Genomic DNA, 26,401 nt, shown 5'->3' on the forward strand with positions numbered 1-26,401 from the left:
CAAATTAGTTAACAACGTTGATTTACATAGCGTTAAGAAGTGCTAAAATTATTGCGCAGCCTTCTTTAATTTCTTTATCTGAGATGGTTAACGGCGGAGAAATACGCACGGCTCTATTTTCAAATAACAGCCAGAAGAGAATGAGGTTTTTTTCTTTTGCTTTTAAAACTAATTCGTTGGCTGTTTCTGGCGAATCCATAATCAACGCCAGCATTAATCCCTTGCCTCTAATTTCTTTTATTTTCGGATGTTTTAATAACGATTTAAAAAGTGTTTCTTTCCTTAAAGTTTCGGCAATCAAATTTGAGTTTAATAGTACGTTCAATGTTGCCAAACTTGATGCTGCAATTACAGGATTACCGCCAAATGTTGTAATATGACCCATTTTCGGGTTCTCGCTTAAGGTGTGCATAATCTCTTTGCTTGCCGTGAATGCACCAACAGGCAAACCAGATGCCATGCCTTTGCCAATAACTAAAATATCGGGAACACAATCAAAATGTTCAAAGGCGAATAACTTTCCTGTTCTGCCGAAACCTGGCTGTATTTCATCTAGTATAAGTAATGCACCCATTTCTGAACAACGCTCTTTTACTTTCTTTAAATATCCGTTTTTAGGAAGTATAAATCCTGCACCACCTTGTATGGTCTCCAATATTACGCATGCAGTTTTGGTGGTTATTTTCTCTAAATCTTTATCGTTATTGAATTCAATATGATAAATATCTGGCAACAAAGGTCTAAAAACACTTTTACGCTCTTCGAAATCCATTAAACTTAAACTGCCCATGGTATTACCATGATACGCAGATTTTGCCGCTATTATTTGAGAACGACCTGTATATCTTCGGGCTAATTTTAAAGCGCCTTCTATTGCTTCTGTTCCAGAATTTACTAAATAGGTTACCGCTAAAGGTTCTGGTAAATTATCTGCCAATAATTTGGTATACGTAGTCGCTGGTGATTGCGAATATTCACCATACACCATTACATGCATATACTTTTCTACTTGATTTTTTATTGCTTCAACCACTTCTGGGTGGCAATGACCAAGTGTACATGCTGAGACACCTGCGACAAAATCTAGATGTGCATTACCATTGGTATCATAAATATAACTGCCGCTGGCATGAGATACTTCCATACCTAATGGATACGGAGAGGTTTGAGCTTGATATTGTAGAAAGTCTTTATTCATATCAAAGACTTATTTTATTTTTTTCGGATTCCCAGATTTTTTCGGATCTGTTGCTTTATCCTGCCCTGGAATATTGTTAATAGGGTCGGTAGCGTTTTTGCTTCGTTGTTGTTCTTCAGCATCAATATCAATAGGGTTGTCAATGCCGTTAATAACAACAAGTTTTAGGTTGTTATCGTCTTCGTCAAAAATATCTTCTTTGTTAAGAATACGCTCATCGCCGCGCCAAATAAAGCCTTTTAATATTCTACTATTTTCAGGTAAATCTTTTTCAGGAAAAATATCGCCGTCGGGATCAGTATAAAATGTAAGATCTTCGATATCATTTTTTGCCATGGTGATGCGTATTTTACTGCATACCGTTTTGTCTATGCCAATAAGTTCGTCATCATCATTATACATATAGTATACTACTTCTGTGTTCTGAATTAAATCAATAATTTTTAATTCGTTTTCAATAAACTGTCCGTATAGGTTGATCCCTTTTGCTTGATTGTACCCCGTCATGCTAACACTATCTAAAGAAATAATAAATGCATTTTGCAAAACTTTAAGTGAATCTAGTTTTTCGGTTTCTAAGTTCGATTTTAGGTGAATGCTATCGCCGGTCATTTGGTTGGCACCGTTCCAAATAATCGGATTTTTAATTAATTGGGTAATGCCTGTTGTTTGGGCAGAGTGTATACTATCGCATTTACCGCTTAAATCGGTTTTGTAGAATTTTGCATTTCTAAAAGCGCGTAGAATTCTATTTTCTGGTTTGCCGGTTACCATTAATGTATCGCCATGTACGTAAAGTGAATCTCTTTCTTGTACCGAGATAGAAACCGCTCTACGTGTAGCAAAAACAGAATCTTTTGCCTTATAAACTTCAGCGTAATGTGCTCTAATTATACCGTTATTTATGGTATCGGTTACAGTGATATTATTAGTGGCAGATGCAAATTCTTTTGCTTTGTTGAAGTATACACTATCACCTTCAATAATTCTGTTGTTATAATCTATTCGGGTGTTTTTAATACCGTAGCCGCTTTCAATTTTAGTATCGTAAAAACCTCTTTCACAATATATTTTGTAAGTCTCGCCATTAATGGTAGATGGACCGTACATGTATGCATTCTTAGAAGTGGTGTAGTAATCTAATTGCTCAGAGTCTACCGTGTATTTCGGATTTTCAACATGTACACTATCTAAAAATTGATACTTTTTAAGCTCCATAAAATACTTGCCAATTTTACTGGTCAAAGTATTAGCAGAATCAATTACAGTACCATTGTCTTGATAGAAGGCTTCTTGTTTTTCACGATCTAGGCGTAATGTATCTGTTCTTAAGGTCATGTCTGAATTTGTTAGCACCACATTGCCCCATGCTTTCGCCAATTTTACATCTCCTAAGTAATTGATTTTTTTGCTGGTCATTTCAACAGAATCACCTTGTTTTAAAATGACATTGCCAATAGCTTCTAATCTATTCTCCAATTGGTAATAAATAGCCACATCGCACCATAAGTCGGCACCTTGGTGTTCAAATTGAACTTGGCGAGTATCTTTACTGAATATGGAAGCGCCTGGGTATTCAGCTTCATTTTTAGTGAAGTTGGCGCCGTAGACTATATTAATTTGTTTGGGTTCTTCTTTGGTAGTATTTTGTTGAGCATAGCCCAAAAGCGTACATGTAAAGAATAAAAGAACAACGGAATAAATCTTTTTCAACCTTAAAATTTTTTCAAAAATAGAACATTTTAAAAGAGCGCATAAAACTATTAGCATACATTTAGTAAAGTGCTACTCTATAGGCTCTTTAATTTAATTCTCTTTGATTTTTTCCGAGCCTCAAATTTTTATTTAACCGTGAGTTTTGTATTCTATAATTTTGAATTTTAGATTAGTACTTTAATAGATGTAAACCTATACTAATTACCGGATCTAAAGTCGCTTTCATTTTAAAGTAAGTTGATAGCACTCTTTGCTTAAAATTTAGATTTAAAAAAACCACTGGAAAGTGGTTTTTTAAATTGTACTTATTGATTTAGAAATTTCTATAATCGCCTGCTAAGAAAGCATTTGCCTCTTCTTCTGCAAATTTTGCATTCTCACTGTCCCAATGTAAAACCTGATTTGGGAACCTGCCGGCAATTACACCGAGTAATATAGTTTCTGTAAGTCTTGAAGCATATGAAAATGGTGCGGTAGTCTTATCTGTACCTAAACAAGCATCTACAAATTGATGATAATGTTTAGGTCCCTCCAAATCATAATCGCGAATTGGTTTATCCATATTATTTGCTTTTTCTACAGCTGCTATCTCTGCTGAAATATCTACATATTCACCATCCACTATCTTCTTTGGTAATTGCATAAAGTGTGGCAGCAATAATCTACCTTTTTCACCAATGAACATAGCGCCCTGATCTGGCAGTGTACCTTCACCTGTAGTTTTGGTTTCCAAAGACATTTTGTCTTCCATAGAATCATCAGAAGTTTCTTTTGAATCTGTCATGTTCTCAGATCCTGGTAGAATTAAGTCCACGTGGTCTTTTGGGGCACCCGGACCATCATACCAAATCCATTTTAATGTTTCGGTGGTGTAATTGGTCTGTGGAAATTCGTAAGTCACAATATTGTTTTGCGGAAAACCGAATCCGTTTGGTTCTCTGCATTCATTTTTAATGGTCATTGGAACTTGAAGGTCTAAGGCGTTATACGGGGTATCGAAAATATGAACTCCCATATCACCTAAAGTACCACAGCCGTAATCAACTAATTTTCTCCAATTACCTGGGTGATAAAAACCTTCTTTGTATGGTCTTTCTGCTGAAGTGCCTAGCCATAAATTCCAATCTAATGATTCTGGAATAGGGTCAGAACCTGTTGGTTCATCTCCGTCATAACCCCAATCTTTTGGTGACCATGCTCGTACGGTATGTACTTTACCAATAATACCAGATTGTATTAATAGGGTTGCTAGTTTGTAATCATAGAAAGAATGTACCTGAATTCCCATTTGGGTAACCAAGCCTTTTTCTGCAGCCAATTTATGCATTGCCCTAGCCTCTGATACATAATGCGTCAATGGTTTTTGGCAATAGACAGGTTTGTTCATTTCCATTGCCATCATTGAAGCAGGTGCGTGTGTGTGATCAGGCGTAGAAACAACAACAGCATCAATTTCATCGCCCATTTCTTTTAACATCACTCTGTAATCGGTATATGTTTTTGCATTTGGATGTAGCTTTTTAGCTTCTGCCAGGTTATTTGCATCTACGTCACACAATACGGTTACATCAACTTTGCTATGAGATGAAATAGCCTTTAAATCTTCGGCTCCCATATTACCAACACCAATGTGTGCAGTACGAAGTCTGGTTAATTTCGTTTCTTCTTTCTTACAAGACCAAAGTCCTGATGGTAATAATACAAATGTGGACAGTGCTGCTGCGTTTTTTATAAAGTCTCTTTTGTTCATCGCTGAGGTGGTTATAGTTTTTTGATTTTTATATTTCTGAACCAAATGGGGCTAGAATGATCTTGGAAGCCAATAAAGCCAGTTTTAAATTTACCGTAATCTTCACTGTTCTTCCATTTGTCCGAATTTTTTTTGGCGTACCAAGCTTCATCCCAAGGTACAAATGACACAACCTTTTTGCCGTTAAGCCAATGTTCTACTTGCTCAGGTGTGAAAATGATTTTAGTAGTATTCCATTCTCCGGCAGGATTCAATATTTTGCCTTCAGAGTCAGCCGCATGCATAGCATAATCAGAAGCTGTTTGTTGAAGGGGTTTTAGTTCTTCTGGTTTGTCAGTGTAGCCTAAACTTAAGTTATAATCGGTTAAATCATGAATGCTAGCATAGTTTTCATCATCGATCAATTGGTATTCTGGTGAAACTTCTGGCGGACTATCATAACCCTCTTTTAAGTGGTAGAAAATACCGCTATTGCCGCCTTTTGGTAATTTCCACTCTACATAAAGTTCAAAATTGTCGAATTCTTCTTCGCCATAAATAATATCAGTTCCACCAGTGTAGTCTTGCTCTTTTCCTAATTCAGTATCGAACTGTAACTCTCCATTTTTGGCTATCCATCCAGGGGGCAGCTCTTTGCCGTTATAGGCTCGCCAACCTTTGGTCGTTTTGCCATCGAATAAAGTTATCCATTCTCCTTTTATTTGCTTTTCGGTTGTGGTAGTCTCTTCTACTTTCTCTTTTGTTTCTGTTTTGCATGCAATAGCAAAAATCAGTAGAATGAATAGTGTAGTAAAGGTGGTTTTTTTCATTCTTGAGAGGTGTAGTTTTTATCTGTTGTTGAATTGTAAAAATTTAAATTTTACATAGTACTGAAATTACAAAAAAAAAGAATGGCGATAAAGGTATTTCCCTATATCGCCATTCCTGTAAGTTGAACAACCTATTCTAGTCGCTAAATGTCTATCTTAAAATCGTCTGAGTTCTATCTGGACCTACAGAAACAATCTTAATTGGCACTTCTAATTCTTTTTCAAGAAATGCTATATAATCATTAAGTGCCTTTGGTAGTTGATCGGCAGAAGTCATCTTTGTTAGATCTTCTTTCCAACCATCCATTTCTAAATAAACGGGAGTAACATTTTCTGCCTCTATATTATATGGAAAATGTTCTATTTGTTTGCCCTTGTAATTATATGCGGTACAAACTTTTAATTTTTTGAATCCGCTAAGTACATCGCCTTTCATCATCATTAATTCAGTAACTCCGTTTACACGAACAGCGTATTTTAGAGCCACTAAATCTAGCCAACCACAACGTCTTGGTCTACCGGTAGTAGCACCAAATTCATTACCTACGCGACCCATAGTTTCACCATCTTCATCGAAAAGTTCAGTTGGGAAAGGCCCGCTACCAACTCTTGTCGTATAGGCCTTGAAAATACCTTTTACTTCACCAATTTGGTTTGGTGCAACACCAAGACCTGTACAAGCGCCTGCAGCAGTTGTGTTTGATGAAGTTACAAATGGGTAGGTCCCAAAATCAATGTCTAATAATGATCCCTGAGCACCTTCTGCCAATATTTTCTTACCTGCTTTTTGTGCTTGGTATAAATATTCTTCACTATCAATGAACGTTAATTGTTTTAAATCTTCTACAGCTTTAAAGAAGTCTGTTTCTAATTCAGCAAGATCATACTGAATATCTACATCATAAAAGCTGATCATTGCTTCGTGCTTGTTCGCAAGGTTACGGTATTTTTCTTTCCAATCGCTTAATTCTAAATCACCGATTCGCATACCGTTTCTACCAGTCTTGTCCATGTAAGTTGGACCAATTCCTTTTAACGTAGAACCAATTTTTGCTTTTCCTTTAGATGCTTCAGAAGCGGCATCTAACAAGCGGTGCGTCGGTAAAATTAAATGTGCTTTTCTTGAAATAAATAATTTAGACTTTATATCTAAATTAAACTTCTTCAATGCATCTAATTCTTTCTGGAAAATAACAGGATCGATAACAACACCGTTACCAACTACATTCACTGCATTTTTATGAAAAATTCCTGAAGGGATAGTGTGTAGCACGTGCTTTATTCCGTCGAATTCTAAAGTATGGCCAGCATTTGGTCCACCTTGAAAACGCGCAATAATGTCGTAATCTTGAGTTAATACATCAACAATTTTACCCTTTCCTTCGTCACCCCATTGTAGGCCTAACAATAAATCTACTGCCATCTAAATATTATATACTTGGTTAGTTCTCTTTAATTTCTTTTTTGCCTGCATCTTTTGCAGGAGTATTTTTAGTCCCGTAAAAATAAAGGGAGTGTGTGTTTATAGTTATATCAAAAACTTCTTCAATGGTTTTCTTTATAGATTGAATTCTAGGATCACAGAACTCCATTACTTCACCGGTATCGGTAAGAATAACGTGGTCATGCTGACGGTCAAAATATGACTTTTCGTATTGTGCCTGATTTTTACCAAACTGGTGTTTGCGTACCAATTTACAATCTAATAAGAGTTCTATGGTATTGTATAAGGTAGCCCGGCTAACGCGATAATTTTTATTCTTCATTTTAATGTAGAGCGATTCTATATCAAAATGCTCTTCACTTTCGTAAATTTCTTGAAGTATGGCGTAGCGTTCAGGTGTTTTTCTATGTCCTTTGTCCTCCAAAAAGGTTGTGAAGACGTTTTTTACAATTTCTTGATTTTTATCAGAAGACATATTTACTACATTAATACACAAAGGTACAGTTAAATTTTAATTTCCTTTTTCTAAATACGAGTAACTTTATCAATACCGTTGATGTTCATTAAATTATCGGTCAGCTTTTTTAATACTGCCTTGTTTTTGACCACCACGGTAATTTTACCTTTAAATGTGCCACCATCTGTACTGAAATTTAAATTACGCATATTTACGTGCATAATATCAGAAATTACTTCTGTAATATCGCTCACCAACCCCATGTTATCAATACCCGTCATTACAATATCTGCTTGGTATTCTTGCTGAGAAGAATCTATCCATTTCGCGCTAATAATGCGGTAGGCGTAATTAGATTGTAAAGAAATGGCATTAGGGCAGTTCTTTTTGTGAACTTTAATACCTTCAGATACACTAACAAAACCAAATACATCATCGCCAGGTATTGGGTTACAGCATAAAGAGAGTTTATATTCTAACTTTTCTTCTTCTTTGCCAAAAACCAGCATATCATACTTAGAGGTAATTTCATCTCTATTGATATCTTCTGGTATCGGCGTTTTACGCATGCGGTTTTTGAAGAAACTAATAAATGCGTTGCTGTAAGATGAAGCAAAATCTTTAAGCATAGCATTGTCTATAGATCCAATACCAACTCTATAAAATAAATCTAAACTTGTTTTAAGCTTAAAGAAGGTGACCATTTTATTAATTGAATCTTCGTTCAGCGTTATTTTTTGTGATTTTAATTTTCTACGTAGAATTTCTTTTCCGTCTTCGGCAACAGATTTTTTCTCTTCCCTTAAAACAGATTTAATTTTTGCTCTAGCCCTTGCTGTTGTAGCATAGTCTAACCAGTTTTGATTTGGTTTAGCTTGGTCAGAAGTGATGATCTCAAGTTGGTCTCCACTAGATAGAGTAGTATTTAAGGGTACTAATTTACCATTGACTTTAGCGCCTCTTGTGCGCATACCTACTTCGGTATGTATGCTAAATGCAAAATCTAATGGAGTTGCTCCTTTTGGTAAAGATTTCAATTCTCCCTTAGGGGTAAATACAAATATTTCTTTTGAATAGAGGTTGAGCTTAAATTCTTCAACAAAATCGACCGCATTGCTATTAGCGTTTTCCAATGCTTCTTGAAGCTTGTTCAGCCAAATTTCAATACCCTGTTCTTTTTGATTACCATGCTTGTATTTAAAGTGTGCTGCATAACCTTTTTCAGCTATTTCATGCATGCGTTCACTTCTAATCTGAACTTCTACCCATTTTCCTTTAGGACCCATTACGGTGATGTGTAACGCTTCGTAACCCGTAGATTTAGGTGATGAGATCCAATCTCTTAATCGTACAGGGTTAGGGGTGAAGTGATCAGTTACTATGGAATATATTTTCCAAGCAAGAAATTTTTCATTCTGTATGTCGGACTTATAGATAATACGAATTGCAAATTTGTCGTAGATTTCCTCAAAAGTGACATTTTGGGCAATCATCTTTTTGCGCATCGAGAAGATAGATTTCATCCTCCCTTTTATTATGTAGTTGAGACCTTCTTTTTTCAGAGAATTGTCAATGGTATCAGAAAACGCATCAATATATGCTTGTTGGTCTTCTTTACTATCTTCTATTTTATCTTTAATGGAATTGTAAACTTCTGGCTCGGTATATTTTAAACTTAAGTCTTCTAATTCTGTTTTAATATTATACAGTCCAATTCTGTGGGCTAAAGGTGCATATATGTATAAGGTTTCAGATGCAATTTTGACTTGCTTATGCTCTGGCATAGAATCCATAGTGAGCATATTGTGATATCTGTCTGCAATTTTAATAATGATTACCCTTACATCATCATTTAAAGTCAATAACATTTTTCTGAAATTCTCTGCTTGTTGAGAGATATTCATGTCTTTCTTTAAGTGTGATATTTTTGTGAGTCCGTCTACAATACGCGCCACAGTTTCACCAAATATGCGGTCAATATCATCTAAGGTATATTCGGTGTCCTCTACAACATCGTGTAGTAGGGCAGAAGCAATAGATACAGCATCTAGACCAATTTCTGATGCTACAATCTTTGCAACCGCTATGGGGTGGAAAATATAAGCCTCGCCCGATTTTCTTCGTTGGGTTTTATGCGCATCAACAGCTACTTCAAAAGCACTTCGTATTAGTTTTTTATCCTCATCCGTTAGGTTTTGGTAACTAATACGCAGTAATTCTTTGTACTCTTGAGCTATAAGCTTATTTTCCTCTTCTATCGCTGCCTGTGTCATACTAGATTAAAAATAAGATAATCTTATATGATGGGCAACAAAAATTATGCCTTTAAATTACGTATGCGATCGATTAACGGCGGATGGGAATAATGCATGAAAACATATGCCGGATGCGGAGTCAAGTTGCTAAGACTGTTTTTTGATAGCTTTTTCAATGATGTCACCAAAGGCAAAGCTGCGTAGGTGTTCTTTGCATAGTCATCTGCTTGATATTCAAATTTTCTTGAAAAATGATTCATAAGCAAGCCGGTGATTTCTGAAATGGGACTGTATAATATTCCAAAACCGATTAATGCCGCATGAAAACTTGGTCTGTCTACACCGATTGCCAAAGAAACTTCAGGATTATTTATAAATAATGACAGTATAAATAGCATTACTCCTGTAAGTACTATTGATGTGGTTAAATTAAATATGATGTGTTTTCTTTTATAATGCCCTATTTCATGAGCTAAAACAGCAACAATTTCTTCTTCTTCTAAATCGTTAATCAACGTGTCATATAGAGTTACGCGCTTCTCCTTTCCGAAGCCCGAGAAATAAGCATTTGCTTTTGTAGAGCGTTTTGATCCATTGATGACAAAAATGTTTTGAAGGTCAAAACCTACCTGAGCTGCGTAATTTTCTATTTTTTCTTTTAAACTGCCAGCTTCTAAAGGCTCTTGTTTGTTGAACAAGGGCACAATTAGTTTACTGTAGAATAAATTCATGAATAAGGTAAATACCGCTACAAATGCCCAAGTATATATCCAAAAGTTAGTACCTGCCCATTCAAAAAACCAAATAACTAACGATAAAATTGTACCACCAAAAATAATGGTCATTGCCCATTGTTTTAGTTTGTCAAGAAAAAAGGTTCCTTTTGTGGTTTTATTGAATCCGAATTTTTCTTCGATTATAAAGGTTTGATAGTATGAAAACGGAATGTTGAGTATATCGCTTCCAATCATAATAATGCCAAAGAAAATCAATGCTTGTATAATAATATTCTCGCTGTTACTTTGGGCAACATTATCTACCCAAGCAAATCCGCCGAAAAATAAAAAGGCTAAAATTAATACTAACGAAAAAATAGAGGTAAAGACACCAAACTTGTAATTGGTTAATTTATACGCTTGCGATTTTTCATATTCTTCAGCATTGTAAACATCATTTAAATCTTCTGGAATAGGGTCTTTGAATCGTTTTGCGTTCAAATAATTCATTACTGTAGCAAGTATGAATTCTGCAATCAAAATAAAAAGGATACAATAAAAGACGAATGTTTTATCCATATAGTGTAGTTGCAAACGAAAACGGTAATAGAAAAAGTATAAATACTACTTGTTTATTTTTCGTTGTCGTTTCGCCTCAAAGATAAGTATTGCTGCAGATACCGAAACGTTCATAGAATCTATTTGACCTTCCATAGGTATAATAATATTCTGAGTGCTGTTTTCTAACCATTCATCGCTAAGTCCCGAATGCTCAGTACCTACTACTATTGCGGTAGGTTCTTTAAAATCGACTGTCGTATAATCTTTAGATGCTGACAGTGCTGCACAGAAAATTTGAAAGCCCTCTTTCTTTAAATAAGATATAATTTCTGTTGTGCTGCCCATTTTTACATTTCTAGAAAAAATGCATCCTACGCTAGAGCGAATAATATTGGGGTTGTATAAATCTGTTTTCGGGTTAGCTATTAAAACAGCATCTAAATTTGCTGCATCTGCAGTTCTAAGTAATGCACCAATATTACCAGGTTTTTCAGGAGCCTCGGCGATTAAAATCAGCGGATTTTTAGTTTCAAATTTCAATGTCGAAAGGTGGTGGTCTTTGCTTTTTGCTATTGCAATTACACCCTCGGTAGTGTCTCTGTAGGCTATTTTTTTATAAACTTCTAAGCTAACCGAAATCAGTTCTTCGGTTTTGAATGATTTTAAAATAGCATTGTTATCGGTGTTTTCCAAAATGTCTGTGCAGTACAAAATAGTCGCTATTTTATACTGCGAACCAATGGCTAGTTGAAGTTCAAGCAAACCTTCTAATACAAAAAGCCCTGTTTTCTTGCGCTCTCTAGATTTTTCTTTTAAGAGTAAAACCTTTTTGATGAGTTGGTTTTGCAGGCTGCTTATGTGTTTTGTTTCTTGCATGAGCTGCAAAAATAGTTCAATTTGGTAAGTCCGTTATATTTTATCGACTAAGCGATTTCAAAAAACAATAAATAACCAATTGAGATGATGAGTAAATTTTACCTTTTAGTTTTAGCTTTGGCTATATTTTCATGTAAAGAAGCGCCAAAAAAAGAAATGATTACCGATGCGGTTGAAGAAGTAGCTGTGCAGGTAAATTTAGATAAATACCCTACTGAATTAAATAAAGTATTTGAAGCCCACGGCGGATTAAATGCTTGGAAGGGATATAAAACATTGAATTTTGAAATGCCAAATGAGAAATTCAATGAAATACAAACAATTGACCTTCATAAAAGATTCGATAAAATTTCTACACCAGATTACACACTTGGTTATGACGGTTCTGAAGTTTGGCTTTTGGATAACACGGGGGACTATAAAGGAAAACCAAAGTTTTATCATAATTTAATGTTCTACTTCTACGCAATGCCATTTGTATTGTCTGATGACGGAATAAAATATGAAGAAGTTGATGCTTTGGTTTATGACGGAGTTTCATACCCTGGATATAAGATTTCATATAATAGCGGAGTAGGAGCGTCTTCTACAGATGAGTACTATATTCATTATGATGCAAAAACATACGAAATGAGATGGTTGGGGTATACCATGACCTATTTTAGTGGTGAGCCTTCAACAAAAATTAACTGGATCAACTATAATGATTGGGTAAAGGTTGATGCTGTTGTGCTACCGAAATCAATTACATGGCATAAAGTAGAAGAAGGCGAAATTAAAGGAGCGGCTAAAACGGTGAACTTTGAAAATGCTAGTTTGTCTACAGAAGCTAAGCCAATGGAGTTTTATGCTAAACCTGAGAATGCAGTAATTGTAGAGTAAGGCATTTCTCAAAATCGTATAATTTTTTTAAAATAGGTGCCATTTTTATGGCACCTTATTTTTTATACCTAACTTGGAATTTATCTAATTTTAAAGGGATATGAATGTACTTTTTTTTGGCATAACAAAAGATATTGTAGGTAGCTCTGAAATCAGTTTTTCTGATGAATTTAAGCCTGTAAATGTTGCCGAACTAAAAAAACAACTTATTGAATCGTATCCTGAATTTTCTAAATTGAATTCATTGGCAGTGGCTGTAAATAGTGAATATGCTGATGATAATGTACTATTGAACGGCAATGAAGAAATTGCCATTATACCACCAGTAAGCGGAGGCTAATGAAGAAAGTTATTGAAATAGTTGATGTAATTGATACTGCTAAGGTGTATGCTGAATTAAGTGATGCCAATAGTGGCGGAATCTGTGTTTTTGTGGGTGCCGTACGTGAGTTTACGAACAATGAAGAAGTAGTTGCTTTAGAGTTTGAAACCTATAAAGCCATGGCGTTAAAGGAAATGGAGAAGATTGCCGACAAAGCTTTAGAAAAATGGTCACTTAATAAGGTGGTTATGAGGCATGCCGTTGGTGAAAAAGGAGTGGAAGAGCCTGTCGTTATCGTAGGTGCTTCTTCTGCGCATAGAGATGCTTGTTTTGAAGCTTGTAGATTTCTTATTGATACCTTAAAAGAAACGGTTCCTATTTGGAAGAAAGAGAAATTTAAGAATAAGACGGTATGGGTTTCGGCGCATCCTTAAGAAAATAGAAGTTAGAAGAGAGAGAATAGATTAAAGAAAAGAGATAATAGAGTAGAGAAGATAGAGAGAAGAGAAGTTAGAAAATAGAATAAAGAAAATTGAGTATAGAGAAGAGAGAATTTGAACTCGAACTTGAATTTGTATTTGTTTTTTGAACTTGAATTTTAGTTTGAACTTGAATTTTAGTTTGAACTTGAATTTGAGTTTGAACTTGACTCTTGAACTTGAACTTGTATTTTTTTGTATTTGAATTTGTATTTAAAAAGTATGTTAGTAGACAACCATAATAGAGCAATTAATTACCTGCGGTTGGCGGTTACAGATCGTTGTAATCTGCGCTGTAATTATTGTATGCCTGAGGAGGGAATCAATTTTGCAAAAAATGACAAATTGTTTACCATCGATGAGTTGGTAAGGTTAAGTGAAATTGTAGTTGCTCATGGCATTGACAAAATAAGAATTACGGGTGGCGAACCTTTTGTTCGTAAAGATCTTATGGTGCTGTTGCGTAGTTTATCCAAATTAGAAGGGCTAAATGATATATCGGTTACTACGAATGCTACGCTTATAGGTCCGCATATTAATGAATTGAAGGAGTTGGGTATTAAGAATATCAACGTAAGTATGGATGCTATTAATCGTGAGACTTTTGAACGTATTACACGACGTAATGAATATGATGTGGTGTATAATAATATCATTCGTTTAATTACAGAAGGCTTTAATGTTCGTATTAATTTCATAGCATTAGAAGGTCAGAACACAGAAGATATAATTCCGATGTTAGAGCTTACAAAGCATTATGATGTATCTGTGCGTTTTCTTGAAGAAATGCCTTTTAACGGCGGGTCTAAAAAATTCCAAACTATAAAATGGGATTTTAAGACAATTCTTGAACACATTAGAAATACACATTCTGAGTATTATAAATTAGAATCCCCAAAGACATCCACATCATTAAATTATAAAATTCCTGGTTTTAAAGGGACTTTTGGCGTAATTCCATCTTTTAGCAGAACTTTTTGCGGAAGCTGTAACCGGTTACGAATTTCGGCTACAGGGGATGTTATCACTTGCTTATATGCTAAAGCAAGTATGAATTTAAGAGATATAATGAGAGGTGATGATGTAACTGAAAATATCAAAGAACAAATTTTAAAGGCTGTAGGTAGTAGGGCTAAAACAGGTTTTGAAGCTCAAGAAAAATATAAAGACGTATTCAGTAATTCAATGACTTCAATAGGAGGGTAATGCAGAAAAAATTATCACATATAGATGAATCGGGTAATGCTACCATGGTAGATGTTTCTAAAAAGGTAGCTTCAGTTCGCACTGCCATTGCTAGTGGAACTATTAAATTTCCATCAGAAGTATTTAAATCGTTGTCTGATCAAGATTTTGTTGGTAAAAAGGGAAGTATAGTACAAACCGCTGTTATTGCCGGTATACAAGGGGTAAAGAAAACTTCAGAATTAATTCCTTTATGTCACCAAATAAACTTGTCTAAAATTAATGTAGAAATTGAACCAAGTATAGATTCATTTCAAATTATATGTACTGTAAAATGTAATGAGAAAACTGGTGTAGAGATGGAAGCTTTAACTGGAGTTTCAATAGCAGCATTAACAATTTATGACATGTGTAAAGCTCTTTCTCAAGATATCGTGATAGGAGCAATTCAATTAGAACAAAAAACAGGAGGGAAAAATGATTTCCAACGCTAAGTTATACGGATTAGTGCTTTCTGGAGGAAAAAGTACAAGAATGGGAGAGGATAAGGGGTTAATAACTTATCATGATTTACCACAACGTGAACATTTATATCATTTGTTGAACGAAGTTTGCGAGCAAACATTTCTAAGTATTCGAAAAGATCAAGAGAAAGAAATTCCAAATACTTTTAATACCATAATTGATAAGGATGATTTTAGAGGTCCATACAATGGCTTATTATCCGCGCATATTGCACATCCGGAAGCGGCTTGGTTAGTGTTAGCGTGCGATTTACCGTTAATGGATAAAAAGGCACTGCAAGAATTAATCGTTGCTAGAAATACGGAGAAGATAGCTAGCGCATTTGCAGATGCAACTAACCCATTACCTGAGCCACTTTGCGCAATTTGGGAACCAGAAGCGCTTAAGCAATCTATAGCTTATTTAGAAGCAGGCAATGGTTCTTGCCCTAGGAAATTTTTGATTAATGCCGATGTGAATTTGGTGTTTCCAAAACAAAAAGAAGTACTGCTCAATGCCAATTCAAGAGCAGAATATGAAGAAGCGCTACTTAAAATAGCTCTATGAACGAAGAACGTTATCAAAGACAAATAAATTTAAATGGTTTTGGAATTGAAGGACAGCAAAAACTTAACCAGGCCAAAGTGCTTGTGGTTGGTGCTGGCGGATTAGGAGTTCCTGTTTTAACCTATTTAAATGCTATGGGTGTGGGTACTTTAGGTATCGTAGATGCTGATGTGGTTTCTTTATCTAATTTACATCGTCAGGTATTGTATACGGAAGATATGGTTGGTACTTCTAAAGTATTAGCCGCTAAAGATCAATTGTTGCGTCAAAATTCTAATACTCAAATAGAAACTTATCAAACCTATTTAACTGTCGCTAATGCTCTTGATATTATCAAAGAATATGATGTAATTGTTGATGCTACAGATAATTTTCCAACTAGGTATTTAATTAATGATGCTTGTGTAATTGAGAATAAACCATTTGTATATGGGGCATTACATGCTTTTGAAGGTCAGGTAAGTGTGTTTAATTATCTAGGCGGACCAACATATCGTTGTTTGTTCCCTACCATGCCTGCGGCAGATGCGGTGCCTAATTGTAATGAAAATGGCGTATTAGGTATTTTGCCTGGTATTATTGGTAATCTACAAACTTTAGAAGTAGTAAAGATTATTGCAGAAATAGGAGAGGTGTTATCAGGCGTACTGTTAATTTTTGACACGCTTACTCAACGAACACAACAAATGAAGTTCAAGTTGCAACCAGGTAACAATGAAATTAAAACACTCGCAACTAGCTACGAGTTTGACTGTGAGCTTCCTTTGAAATCAGTAAAAGCTGAAGAATTTAATACCATTCTGATGGAACAGGCTGTTGAGCTAATTGATGTGCGCACTGTAAAAGAATTTCAAAGACAACATTTAAAAGAAGCCAAACATATTCCTTTAGGTGAACTCACCAATAGAGTGGCTGAGGTTGATTTAGAAACGACGGTTTATGTTATTTGCCAATCTGGTGTACGAAGTAAAAAGGCAATTATCAAGATGCAAGAATTATTCCCAGGTAAAGATTTTGTCATTGTAAGCGGAGGTATGAACCAGATGAAAAATTATGTTGATACCTATTGAGCAATTGGTGTTTTTATGCATTGGTTTTTTTATCATTGCGACCTTGTATTCTTCTGTAGGTTTTGGTGGTGGCTCTAGCTATTTGGCATTATTGACACTTGTATTGACTAGTTTTTTTGCCATCCGGTCTATTGCATTGGTTTGTAATTTGGTGGTAGTTTCAGGTAGTACGTATCTCTATTTTAAAAATAGTCATGCAAAACTAAAAGATTTTCTTCCTTTTGTTTTGGCGAGTATTCCGTTAGCATACATAGGCGCAACATTCCGATTAAAAGAAAGCGTTTTTTTTATAATTTTAGGGTGTTCACTTATTCTTTCCGCATTGTTTTTGGCTGTTCAGACGGTTGAAATTGATAAATCAAAAAAAGAAGTGGAAGATTACCCTAACTATTTAAGTTATGTGTTAGGGGCGGGAATCGGATTGTTATCAGGATTAGTAGGCATCGGTGGAGGTATATTTTTAGCTCCCGTTCTAAATCATTTACGATGGAATAAAGCTATAAAAATAGCTGCTCTTGCCAGTTTCTTTATTTTGGTTAATTCGGTTTCCGGATTATTTGGATTGATAACAAGCGATTCATTGTCATTACCGTGGCGAGAGACTATTTGCTTGGTTATAGCGGTTCTTCTTGGCGGACAGTTAGGTATTCGCATCAGTCTTAAAAAACTTTCGGCAAATGGGATTAAAAGGGTTACTGCTTTATTGGTATTTGTAGTAGGTATTCGAGTATTATTGGTTAATGGTTTGAGCTTGTTTTAAAATTTCAAATTAATATTGCTACAAATCTTCAAGAGTAAAGTTTATAATAGTTTTACCTTTAAATCTATGATAACATTTAAAGAAGCATTTCAAAAAGTATTAGATCATCCTCTAGACTTAGGTATAGAGATTGTTTCACTTATAGATAGCTTAAATAGAATATTGGCAGAAGATATTTTTGCCGATCGAGACTTTCCTCCTTTTGATCGCGCCACCAAAGATGGCATTGCCATTCAGTATTCAACTCTTGTTAATGATGGTCATACTTTTGCAATTGAAGGCGAAGCTGCTGCGGGTGGGGTTCAGCAAGTTCTGAATGATAAAAACAACTGTCTAGAAGTAATGACCGGTGCAGTAGTACCAGAACATTGCGATACCGTGGTTATGTATGAACACATCACTATTGATGGTGGTAAGGTTACTATCAATGAGAAAGTGACTAAAGGTCAAAATATTCATTATCAAGGTAGTGATGAAAAAGTGGGTACGCTTCTGTTGTCCAAAGGGAAAAAAATCAGTCCCGCAGAAATAGGAGTTATGGCTACGGTTGGTAAAGCAATAGTAAAGGTTATGGGTAACCCGAAGATTTGCACTATTGCTACGGGTAATGAATTGGTTGCCGTAAATGAAACTCCCGAGCCACACCAAATACGAAAATCTAACATGCTGACTATTGAGTCCGCCTTATTGAACTCTAAAATTGAAGCTAGTTCTCTTCATCTGTTGGATGATAAAAAAGAAATTGAGCGAGAACTAAAGAAAGCTTTAATTGAAAATGATGTCCTTTTATTAAGTGGAGGAGTATCAAAAGGAAAGTTTGATTTTATACCTGAAGTAATGGAGTCATTGGGTGTTGAAAAAGTATTTCATAGAGTGTTACAAAGACCAGGTAAGCCATTTTGGTTTGGAATTCACCCGGAATTGAAGACAGTTATTTTTTCTTTTCCTGGTAATCCTGTTTCTACATTTGCCAATTATCACCTGTATTTTTTGCCTTGGTTGCAGACCTCTTGGCAACTTCCATTAGATAATTCGTATATTAAGCTAAGTAGGGGCATTAAAATTACACGGCCGCTAACCCGTTTTATTCAGGTTAGTACAGAAGTAAAAGAGGGTATGTTTTGGGCAACACCTGTTGTTGAAAATGGTTCTGGAGATTTAACCAGTTTAGCAAAGGCTGACGGATTTATTTGCCTTGAACCAAGAACGGAAGAATATGAAGTAGGGGAGGTGATACCTTTTATAAAGACCAGATAGTAACCAATTAAATTTTTATATATGAATCTTGTTGTAAAGAATATTTTGGCGGTCGTAGCCGGAATTGTTGTTGGTAGCATCGTCAATATGGGAATTATTATGATCAGTGGTTCTATTATTCCGCCACCGGAAGGTGCAGATAATACAACTATGGAAGGTTTAAAAGCTTCTATACACTTATTTGAAGCAAAGCATTTTATTTTTCCATTTCTTGCTCATGCTTTGGGTACTTTGGTGGGTGCAGTTATAGCAACAAAAATTGCAGCGACCAGAAAAATGACTATGGCATTATTAGTGGGATTTTTTTTCTTGATGGGTGGTACCGCAAATATTGTCATGCTTGGCGGACCAATGTGGTTTACCGCTCTAGATATTATAGTGGCTTACATGCCTATGGCGTATGTTGGTTACATGCTCGGGAAGAAATAAATACAACAAAATTGTAAATAAAAAAGAGGCTGTCTACAATGGTAGACAGCCTCTTTTTTATCATGATTTTAAGGTATTACTTTCCTTCGTACTTGCCCATGTAGCGTTTCCAAAGTTCAGTTTGATGTGTTTCTAATGAAACTGTTCTGCCATCAATAAAAACATGTGTTAATTGATTGCCTGCCATTTCTAAAGCATCACCTTCAGATATGAAAAGTGTAGCGCTTTTTCCATTTTCCAATGTACCATAAAGGTCATCGATACCTAAAATTTTAGCGGTATTGCCTGTTAACAATTGAACAGCTACTTCTTTATCCAAACCTTGTTGTGCAGCTTGACCCGCGTAGAAAGGTAAATTTCTTGTTTGAAAATTTTCAGCATCCGAATTTTGAATTCCTACTAATAAACCTGCATCTACCAACAATTTCGGTAGTTTATAAGGCAGGTCGTAATCATCATCATCAAATACAGGTAGGTTGTGTGTGTACTGAACCAATACAGGAATATTGTTGCTCTTTAAAAACTCTGGGATTTTGTAGGCATGATAGCCACCAATTAGAACCACTTCTTTAGCGCCATTAGATTTTAATGTGTTGATGGCATCAATAATCTGTTTTTCATCGTCTGCATGTACGTATAATTTTTGACTACCATCAAAAACCCCTTGCATTGCTGCATAAGCCGGATTCACTTCTTTCGGAGTGGATTTGCCATAAGCTGCTGCATTTTTGAAAAATGTAACTACTTCATCCACTTGCTTAGCATAGTCTTTATTTGGTTGGTACCCTGGTTCTTCGCCTGCCCACCAACGACCTTCTTTAAAAGTTGCTGGCCAGTTTAAATGAACGCCGTCATCTACTTTAATAGCGGCATCTTCCCAATTCCAAGCATCAAACTGTACAATGCTTGATGTACCTGAAATGCGACCGCCTGTTGGGGCGATTTGGGAGATTAAGACCCCATTAGGACGCATACTTTCTACTACCTTAGACTCCGCATTGTAAGCGATTAAACTTCGTACGTGCGGAATAAAATCACCTATTTCATCTTCATCATTCGATGCTCTGACGGCATCTATTTCTACTAAGCCTAATGTTTTTGCAGGGGCAATAAAGCCTGGGTATACATGTTTGCCGGTTGCATCGATTACTTTACCTTTTCTCGCAATCTTCAATTTTGAATCGCCTACGAAAGTAATCTTGCCGTCTTCGAACATGATTAAAGAACTTTCAATGACTTCGCCGTTACCCAAGTGTGCGGTGGCACCTTCAATAGTAATAGCTTCGGTTTGTTTAGAACCGGGTGTTTGTTGTGCCATAGTCGGTATTACAAGACCTAGGGCTATGATTAAGGTAATGAATTTTTTCATGTGTATTATTTTATATTTTTGAACTATTGCTTTTGGAATTATAGACTGTCGCAAGTGAAATCTTTTTTCACACTCTGTTTCGGACCTTGTGTCTTTTTTCCGCCACTTTTTTCTTTAAGCATCATGGTTACCAATTCATTTCTTTCCTTCTTAATGGTTTCACGATTTTTCTTATCGGTTTCTAAATCGAAATAGGTAACACCATCAATCATTGTTTTTTCTGCTTTAGAGTAAACTGAAAGCGGACTGCCTGACCATAATACCAAATCAGCATCTTTACCTTCTTTAATACTGCCTACGCGGTTATCTAAATGCAAAAGTTTTGCAGGGTTGATAGTTACCATCTTCCAAGCTTCCAATTCTGTCATACCACCATACTTAATAGTTTTTGCAGCTTCTTGGTTTAACCTTCTGATCATTTCGCGATCATCACTATTAATTGCCGTAACCACACCTTGTTTTTGCATTATTGCAGCATTGTAGGGTATGGCATCGTTTACTTCAAACTTGTATGCCCACCAGTCGCTGAACGTACCAGCACCAACACCGTGTTCTGCCATTTTATCGGCTACTTTATAACCTTCTAAAATGTGGGTGAATGTATTAATTCTGAAACCGAAATGCTCGGCTACTTTCATCATCATATTGATTTCGCTTTGTACATAAGAGTGACAAGAAATAAAACGCTCTCCGTTTAAAATTTCTGCCAATACTTCCATTTCTTCATCATATCTATATGGCTCGCCATTTTTCTTTTTGGTGTCATATTCTTTAGCTCTTTGAAAGTAGTTCATGTACATCTGTTCTACACCCATACGTGTTTGCGGAAAACGAGAGAAGCTGCCCCAGTTACTTTGTTTTACATTTTCACCAAGGGCGAATTTGATAAACTTTGGCGAGTTGTCATAAATTAATCCATCTGCTTCTTCTCCCCATTTTAATTTTAATATGGCAGATCTACCACCAATTGGGTTTGCAGAACCATGTAATAATTGAAGTGATGTAACACCACCTGCAAGAGAGTGGTAAATACCCATGTGTTCTGGGTCAACCACATCTTCCATTTTTACTTCAGCAGTACTATTTTGTCCGGCTTCGTTCACCGCCAAAGCTGCAATATGGCTATGTTCGTCAATAATACCTGCAGTTAAGTGCTTTCCGGTTGCGTCGACTATGGTTGCACCACTGGCACTTAAATCTTTTCCAATTTTAACAATTTTTCCGTTTTTGACCAGTACATCAGTATTTTCTAAAATACCAACTTCTTCGCTAGTCCATACCGTAGCGTTTTTAAATAATGTATTTGTTGCCTTTGGCTTAGATGCGAATCCGTATCCTACATTAGGGAAGGTCACTGGCATTACTTTAATCACGTCATCTTTTGCATCTTTTTCAGCTTCCTTTTCTGTAAACGATTTAGATTTAGTAGCCGTGAATTGAGATTCTGTACCATCTGGCAATACCAAACGACCCGTTAAATTATCTGATGCTTTAGTAACCGCCCCAATCATTCTATAGGTTTTTTCACCTTTATCGGTCGCAAATGACATCGTAACCCAGTTGTCATCGTATGCAATTTTAGAAATCAATTTGGTTGTGTCTTGCTTTACTTCGATAGCCGGTTTTGAAATTTCGCCTGTTATAGAAACATCGTACGATTTGCCTTGAACCATTAAGCTATAATCTCCACGAATGTCTTTTGAATCCATAGAATTGACAACACTCTTTTTGCCTTGAACCCAGTTTTCGTAAAGCGTAGTAGATTTATCAAAGACATCACCAGAAGTAATTAAGAAGTTGGCAAGTGCACCTGTTTTTAAAGAACCAATTTCATTTGATTTTCCTAATATTTGAGCAGGAACTATCGTTAAAGCTTCTAGCGCTTTGGTAGATGAAAGTCCGTATTCAATGGCTTTCATTAGCTTCTCTTTGAAATTAGCAGGTGATTTTAAATCATGGGTAGTGAATGAAAACTGAATTCCGTTCTCCGCCAATACTTTCGGATTGGATGGTGCCTGATTCCAATAACGCATATCCTGTAAAGAAATATAACCAACAGCGTATGGGTTAGAAACATCGTATGCATCTGGGAAGTTTAGCGGTAGAATGTATTTGGCATTGGTAGCCTTTATTTCTTCAATACGTTCAAATTCATTACCGCCACCTAAAATAGTATATTGTATTCCGTTAGCATCACCGACCTTATCGGCACGTAAATCGTTAGATTTATCTTTGGCTTCGAAAATTTGAACTAAGTTTTTATTACTGTTCAATGCTTCTAAAGACAAATCTTTCGTAGTCGCATTACCTTTTGCATACCAGTCTGCGTCGCTATACATTTGTCTTAATAAAGCTAAAGTACCCATTAATGAACCAGGGTAAGATTGCCCTTTAGCTATACTTCTGCTCAATGAAAAATACTGTGCAGAACGGTCATCTAAAATTCTATTCGCATTAGTCCCGTTTCCGTTTAAAGCGATAAGAACACCGGTACCTCTAGCGATACCATCTTGAATGTGAGAGTTAACGACACCGAAACCTGCATCACGTAGTACTTTTGCTTCTTTGTCATCATAGGTGAATTTTTCGACTGCCTTATTCTCTGGCATAATATGGTCGTTCCAGTAATAGCCTTCACGCGATGGTTCGTACTCGGCAGATCTACCTCTACCCGGTTTTTTCTTTGCTTGCTCTACTCCGAATTTAGAATACACATCAATAAAAGAAGGGTAGATAGATTTGCCTTGTAAATCAATTACAACAGCATTTTTGGGAATGCTAACAGTACTTGATGCACTTACAACTTTGCCATGTTGAATCAATAAAGTTCCCTTTTCAATTACTTGTGTAGGGGTGACAAAGATTTTGGCATTTGTAAAAGCCGTATAATTGTTTTCATTGACTTTAACCCCTGCGTTTTCTGGGAAATAATCTTGTGCAGTTAAGAATGAGCCATAGCCGAGTAGGCATAGCGCAAAAATTAGTTTTTTCATTATGTTTGGTTTGAATTAGTGTTTTAAAAATACTCGGATTCTGCAGTAAAATTGGTGTCTTTCACTTTTGTTTAACAGTTCGGCAGGTTGTTATTACGAATCGTTATTATTTTCTTAAATTATTGTAAAATGAGTAGTGATAAAACCTTTAGAATACGAAGTTCTAATCTTATATTAAAGTGGGTGATCTTTATGGTAGGCAACTAAAAATAAAACAACGGCACTATAACTTTTAATACCCTCGGTTTGATTATTAGCTTTTAGAAAAGTATCGAACATTGATTTAAAAACAGGTTCCATAGGGTTTTCGTAAGAATTCCAGAATATGGACATTTCTTGAAAATTGTTTTTCACACCAGAGTTTAATAATAGCATTAATCTGTTAAAGTCTTCGGTGTCAGTGCGTCTTATATCATTTAAACAATACCCTAAAGCATAGGCATAGGCGGCGTATTTAAAATATACATCTTCATTGTTAGATGTTACCAGGTAGCCAATAAAGTTTGTTTCATTTTCGGCAGAATATCCTAATTGGTGACCCACTTCATGGCCGGCAACAAATGGGAATCTAAAGTTGGGCAGTAGGTCATTTACTTGAGCCTCGTTTGTAAACGGATTTAAATATCCGGCGTAGCCCATATATGTTAATCCGGTGCTAAACGATGATTTTTTTATACTAGGCCTATCATAAACCAAAAACGGATGGATTGTTTTTAAGTGATCATAACCCTGTATGGTTTTATCAAAAATTTCTTTCTGAGAATACGGAATTTTAACGGCTAAACTGGAGTCTTTTGTAATGGTTATTTGAGATTCGTTGGTTTTGCGAATTAATCGTTCTGTAAATTCTAACAAATCTTGGTAGTCTTTATTGGGTACTAACGCTAATTTTTCAGCTAGCGGTTCTCTATAATAATTCATACCCCACATGATATGAAATGTGAAATAAGTAACAGAAAGTACCATAGCTATATTCTGTAGAAACTGAAGTTTATGGCGCCAAATATATTTTCGGTTTTTAATTACATAAATAAGGGCGAGCAGTATTAGAACGAAATAGATGATATCACCGACCGAGAAAGGTACCCACCCAAATAGGAGTCTAAAGAATTTTGAAATTACAGGGTATAATCCGTTACTGTAATATTCCTCAACTATATCGGTACGTGTAGCTAGCCATTTTACAATGATGATTTGGGGAATCAATGAAATTGCAATGGCATTCTTAAAAGATATCTTCATTATCTCAAAAATAGCGAAATCCTTTTTCTATCAGTATTTTTGTAGGCACTAACCGTGAAAAAAAATGTATGGATATTAATAAATTGGAGCCAATGGCTGTTTGGAAGAATTTTTCAAAATTGAACGCTGTACCTAGACCATCTAAAAAAGAGGAAATGGTTATTAGCTTTATGTTAGAATTTGGCAATGCCCTTGGCTTAGAAACTTTTTCTGATGCCATTGGTAATGTTATCATTAGAAAACCTGCGACCAATGGTATGGAGGCTAAGAAAATGATAACGCTGCAAAGTCATTTAGATATGGTGCATCAAAAAAATGCAGATACCGTATTTGATTTTGATACCCAAGGTATAGAAATGTATGTTGATGAAGATTGGGTAAAAGCAAACGGTACTACATTAGGTGCCGATAATGGTATGGGTGTAGCGGCAATTATGGCACTTTTAGAGAGTACAGATATACCTCATCCTGCTCTTGAAGCCTTGTTTACCATTGATGAAGAAACAGGCATGACAGGTGCTTTTGAGTTGAAAGCGGGAGTTCTACAGGGTCAAATTCTTTTAAATTTAGATACGGAAGAAGATGATGAGATTGATATTGGCTGTGCAGGTGGTATTGATGTTACGGCAACTAGAACCTACAACGAAAAAGATGGTACACATGGTGATGCCGGTATAGCGATTACCGTAAAAGGTTTAAAAGGCGGACATAGTGGTATGGATATTCATAAAGGCTTGGGTAATGCCAATAAAATTATGAACCGATTACTCTATTTAGGGCTTGATTATAATGTTCGTATTAGTTCTTTGAATGGTGGTAGTCTTAGAAATGCGATACCAAGAGAGAGTGTTTGTAAATTGAATGTTGGCAGAAAACATGCCGATAAGTTTTTGAAGGAAGTCAATAAGCTTACTGAAGCTATTAAGGCAGAGTTGAGTGTACAAGAGCCTAATTTACAAATTGAAATAGAAGATATTAAGCCAGCTAAAAAAGTAATGGGTCTTGGTGCTCAAGAAAAATTGGTTAAGGCTGTTTATGCTGCACATAACGGAGTTTATGCTATGAGTGGTGCTATTGATGATTTGGTAGAAACTTCGAATAATATAGCTATTGTAAAGGTTAAAAAAGGAGAAATAAAGATTGGTTGCTTAACGCGTTCATCGGTTGATACGGCAAAGTTAGATTTGGCGAATTCTTTACGTTCTGCTTTTGAGATTAGTGGTTTTGATGTAGAACTTAGTGGTTCTTACCCTGGTTGGAATCCGAATCCGAATTCTGAAATATTGACTGTTGCTAAAAACACATATATTAATCTGTTTAAAGAGCAGCCAAGGGTTGTTGCATGTCATGCAGGTTTGGAATGTGGAATTTTAGGTCAGAATTATCCGGAGGTTGATATGGTAAGTTTCGGCCCGACTATTCTTGGAGCTCATTCACCAGATGAGCGTGTAAGTATTTCATCTGTTCAGAAATTCTGGAGTTTGCTATTAGAAATTTTGAAGAATACAAATTAGAATTACAGGTATAAAAAAATGCCCTTTAGTGAAAACTAAAGGGCAT

Annotated in this window: 23 protein-coding genes; 11 read left to right on the forward strand and 12 right to left on the reverse strand. The window is 35.8% G+C overall.

The annotated features are described in order from the left end of the window. Positions 1-22: 22 nt before the first annotated feature. The 9 genes from CLV90_RS08420 to CLV90_RS08460 form a co-directional block, all read right to left on the reverse strand. Positions 23-1,198 carry an aspartate aminotransferase family protein gene (locus CLV90_RS08420; protein WP_133687079.1) on the reverse strand — a complete coding sequence of 392 codons (1,176 nt, stop codon included), beginning with the start codon at positions 1,196-1,198 and terminating at the stop codon, positions 23-25. A 9-nt stretch (positions 1,199-1,207) separates the two neighbouring features. After that, complete coding sequence (locus tag CLV90_RS08425) at positions 1,208-2,968, reverse strand: OstA-like protein (RefSeq protein WP_133687080.1); 1,761 nt, start codon at positions 2,966-2,968, stop codon at positions 1,208-1,210. A gap of 259 nt (positions 2,969-3,227) precedes the next feature. Beyond that, positions 3,228-4,664: a Gfo/Idh/MocA family protein gene (locus CLV90_RS08430; RefSeq protein WP_133687081.1), complete on the reverse strand. Its 1,437-nt coding sequence runs from the start codon at positions 4,662-4,664 to the stop codon at positions 3,228-3,230. 11 nt (positions 4,665-4,675) lie between these two features. Further along, complete coding sequence (locus CLV90_RS08435; RefSeq protein WP_133687082.1) at positions 4,676-5,473, reverse strand: 3-keto-disaccharide hydrolase; 798 nt, start codon at positions 5,471-5,473, stop codon at positions 4,676-4,678. A 151-nt stretch (positions 5,474-5,624) separates the two neighbouring features. Then, positions 5,625-6,896 carry an adenylosuccinate synthase gene (locus tag CLV90_RS08440; protein WP_133687083.1) on the reverse strand — a complete coding sequence of 424 codons (1,272 nt, stop codon included), beginning with the start codon at positions 6,894-6,896 and terminating at the stop codon, positions 5,625-5,627. A gap of 19 nt (positions 6,897-6,915) precedes the next feature. After that, positions 6,916-7,392: a Fur family transcriptional regulator gene (locus tag CLV90_RS08445; protein ID WP_133687084.1), complete on the reverse strand. Its 477-nt coding sequence runs from the start codon at positions 7,390-7,392 to the stop codon at positions 6,916-6,918. A gap of 50 nt (positions 7,393-7,442) precedes the next feature. Then, positions 7,443-9,647 (reverse strand): RelA/SpoT family protein, encoded by a 2,205-nt coding sequence (locus CLV90_RS08450; protein ID WP_133687085.1) that lies wholly within the window; start codon positions 9,645-9,647, stop codon positions 7,443-7,445. Positions 9,648-9,691: 44 nt separating this feature from the next. After that, the gene (locus CLV90_RS08455; RefSeq protein ID WP_133687086.1) at positions 9,692-10,924 is read right to left on the reverse strand and encodes a M48 family metallopeptidase; all 1,233 of its coding nucleotides are present in this window, start codon (positions 10,922-10,924) and stop codon (positions 9,692-9,694) included. 45 nt (positions 10,925-10,969) lie between these two features. After that, a complete protein-coding gene (locus CLV90_RS08460; protein ID WP_133687087.1) occupies positions 10,970-11,782 on the reverse strand; it encodes a TrmH family RNA methyltransferase in 813 nt (270 codons plus the stop codon). An 84-nt stretch (positions 11,783-11,866) separates the two neighbouring features. On the opposite strand from CLV90_RS08460, the gene CLV90_RS08465 reads away from it, so the two are divergent. The 10 genes from CLV90_RS08465 to CLV90_RS08510 all read left to right on the forward strand — a co-directional run bounded on the left by CLV90_RS08465 (position 11,867) and on the right by CLV90_RS08510 (position 19,237). Then, positions 11,867-12,664 carry a DUF6503 family protein gene (locus CLV90_RS08465; RefSeq protein WP_243835328.1) on the forward strand — a complete coding sequence of 266 codons (798 nt, stop codon included), beginning with the start codon at positions 11,867-11,869 and terminating at the stop codon, positions 12,662-12,664. Positions 12,665-12,764: 100 nt separating this feature from the next. Beyond that, complete coding sequence (locus CLV90_RS08470; RefSeq protein WP_133687088.1) at positions 12,765-13,004, forward strand: MoaD/ThiS family protein; 240 nt, start codon at positions 12,765-12,767, stop codon at positions 13,002-13,004. Continuing rightward, positions 13,004-13,420 (forward strand): molybdenum cofactor biosynthesis protein MoaE, encoded by a 417-nt coding sequence (locus tag CLV90_RS08475; protein ID WP_133687089.1) that lies wholly within the window; start codon positions 13,004-13,006, stop codon positions 13,418-13,420. The genes CLV90_RS08470 and CLV90_RS08475 overlap by 1 nt, the downstream gene beginning before the upstream one ends. 267 nt (positions 13,421-13,687) lie before the next feature. Then, complete coding sequence (gene moaA, locus CLV90_RS08480; RefSeq protein ID WP_133687090.1) at positions 13,688-14,671, forward strand: GTP 3',8-cyclase MoaA; 984 nt, start codon at positions 13,688-13,690, stop codon at positions 14,669-14,671. After that, the gene (moaC, locus tag CLV90_RS08485) at positions 14,671-15,144 is read left to right on the forward strand and encodes a cyclic pyranopterin monophosphate synthase MoaC (RefSeq protein WP_027066409.1); all 474 of its coding nucleotides are present in this window, start codon (positions 14,671-14,673) and stop codon (positions 15,142-15,144) included. Before moaA ends, moaC begins: the two co-directional genes overlap by 1 nt. Then, on the forward strand, positions 15,128-15,721 hold the full coding sequence (locus CLV90_RS08490; protein ID WP_091903895.1) for an NTP transferase domain-containing protein: 594 nt from the start codon (positions 15,128-15,130) through the stop codon (positions 15,719-15,721). Before moaC ends, CLV90_RS08490 begins: the two co-directional genes overlap by 17 nt. Continuing rightward, positions 15,718-16,791, forward strand: a complete 1,074-nt coding sequence (locus tag CLV90_RS08495) for a HesA/MoeB/ThiF family protein (RefSeq protein ID WP_133687091.1) — start codon at positions 15,718-15,720, stop codon at positions 16,789-16,791. The genes CLV90_RS08490 and CLV90_RS08495 overlap by 4 nt, the downstream gene beginning before the upstream one ends. Further along, positions 16,775-17,551, forward strand: a complete 777-nt coding sequence (locus CLV90_RS08500) for a sulfite exporter TauE/SafE family protein (protein ID WP_133687092.1) — start codon at positions 16,775-16,777, stop codon at positions 17,549-17,551. Before CLV90_RS08495 ends, CLV90_RS08500 begins: the two co-directional genes overlap by 17 nt. Positions 17,552-17,617: 66 nt before the next feature. Then, positions 17,618-18,808 (forward strand): molybdopterin molybdotransferase MoeA, encoded by a 1,191-nt coding sequence (locus CLV90_RS08505; RefSeq protein WP_133687093.1) that lies wholly within the window; start codon positions 17,618-17,620, stop codon positions 18,806-18,808. 21 nt (positions 18,809-18,829) lie between these two features. Then, complete coding sequence (locus CLV90_RS08510) at positions 18,830-19,237, forward strand: hypothetical protein (RefSeq protein ID WP_133687094.1); 408 nt, start codon at positions 18,830-18,832, stop codon at positions 19,235-19,237. 76 nt (positions 19,238-19,313) lie between these two features. Here CLV90_RS08510 and CLV90_RS08515 read toward each other — a convergent pair whose 3' ends face one another. The 3 genes from CLV90_RS08515 to CLV90_RS08525 form a co-directional block, all read right to left on the reverse strand. Next, on the reverse strand, positions 19,314-20,606 hold the full coding sequence (locus tag CLV90_RS08515) for an amidohydrolase family protein (protein WP_133687095.1): 1,293 nt from the start codon (positions 20,604-20,606) through the stop codon (positions 19,314-19,316). Positions 20,607-20,644: 38 nt separating this feature from the next. Beyond that, positions 20,645-23,599, reverse strand: a complete 2,955-nt coding sequence (locus CLV90_RS08520; protein WP_133687096.1) for an amidohydrolase family protein — start codon at positions 23,597-23,599, stop codon at positions 20,645-20,647. A 174-nt stretch (positions 23,600-23,773) separates the two neighbouring features. After that, entirely contained in the window at positions 23,774-24,841 is a 1,068-nt protein-coding gene (locus CLV90_RS08525) for a DUF3810 domain-containing protein (protein WP_133687097.1), read from the reverse strand. 68 nt (positions 24,842-24,909) lie between these two features. On the opposite strand from CLV90_RS08525, the gene CLV90_RS08530 reads away from it, so the two are divergent. Then, on the forward strand, positions 24,910-26,355 hold the full coding sequence (locus CLV90_RS08530) for an aminoacyl-histidine dipeptidase (RefSeq protein ID WP_133687098.1): 1,446 nt from the start codon (positions 24,910-24,912) through the stop codon (positions 26,353-26,355). The last annotated feature ends 46 nt before the right edge of the window (positions 26,356-26,401 follow it).

It is taken from the genome of Maribacter spongiicola (assembly GCF_004364165.1).
Lineage (GTDB): Bacteria > Bacteroidota > Bacteroidia > Flavobacteriales > Flavobacteriaceae > Maribacter > Maribacter spongiicola.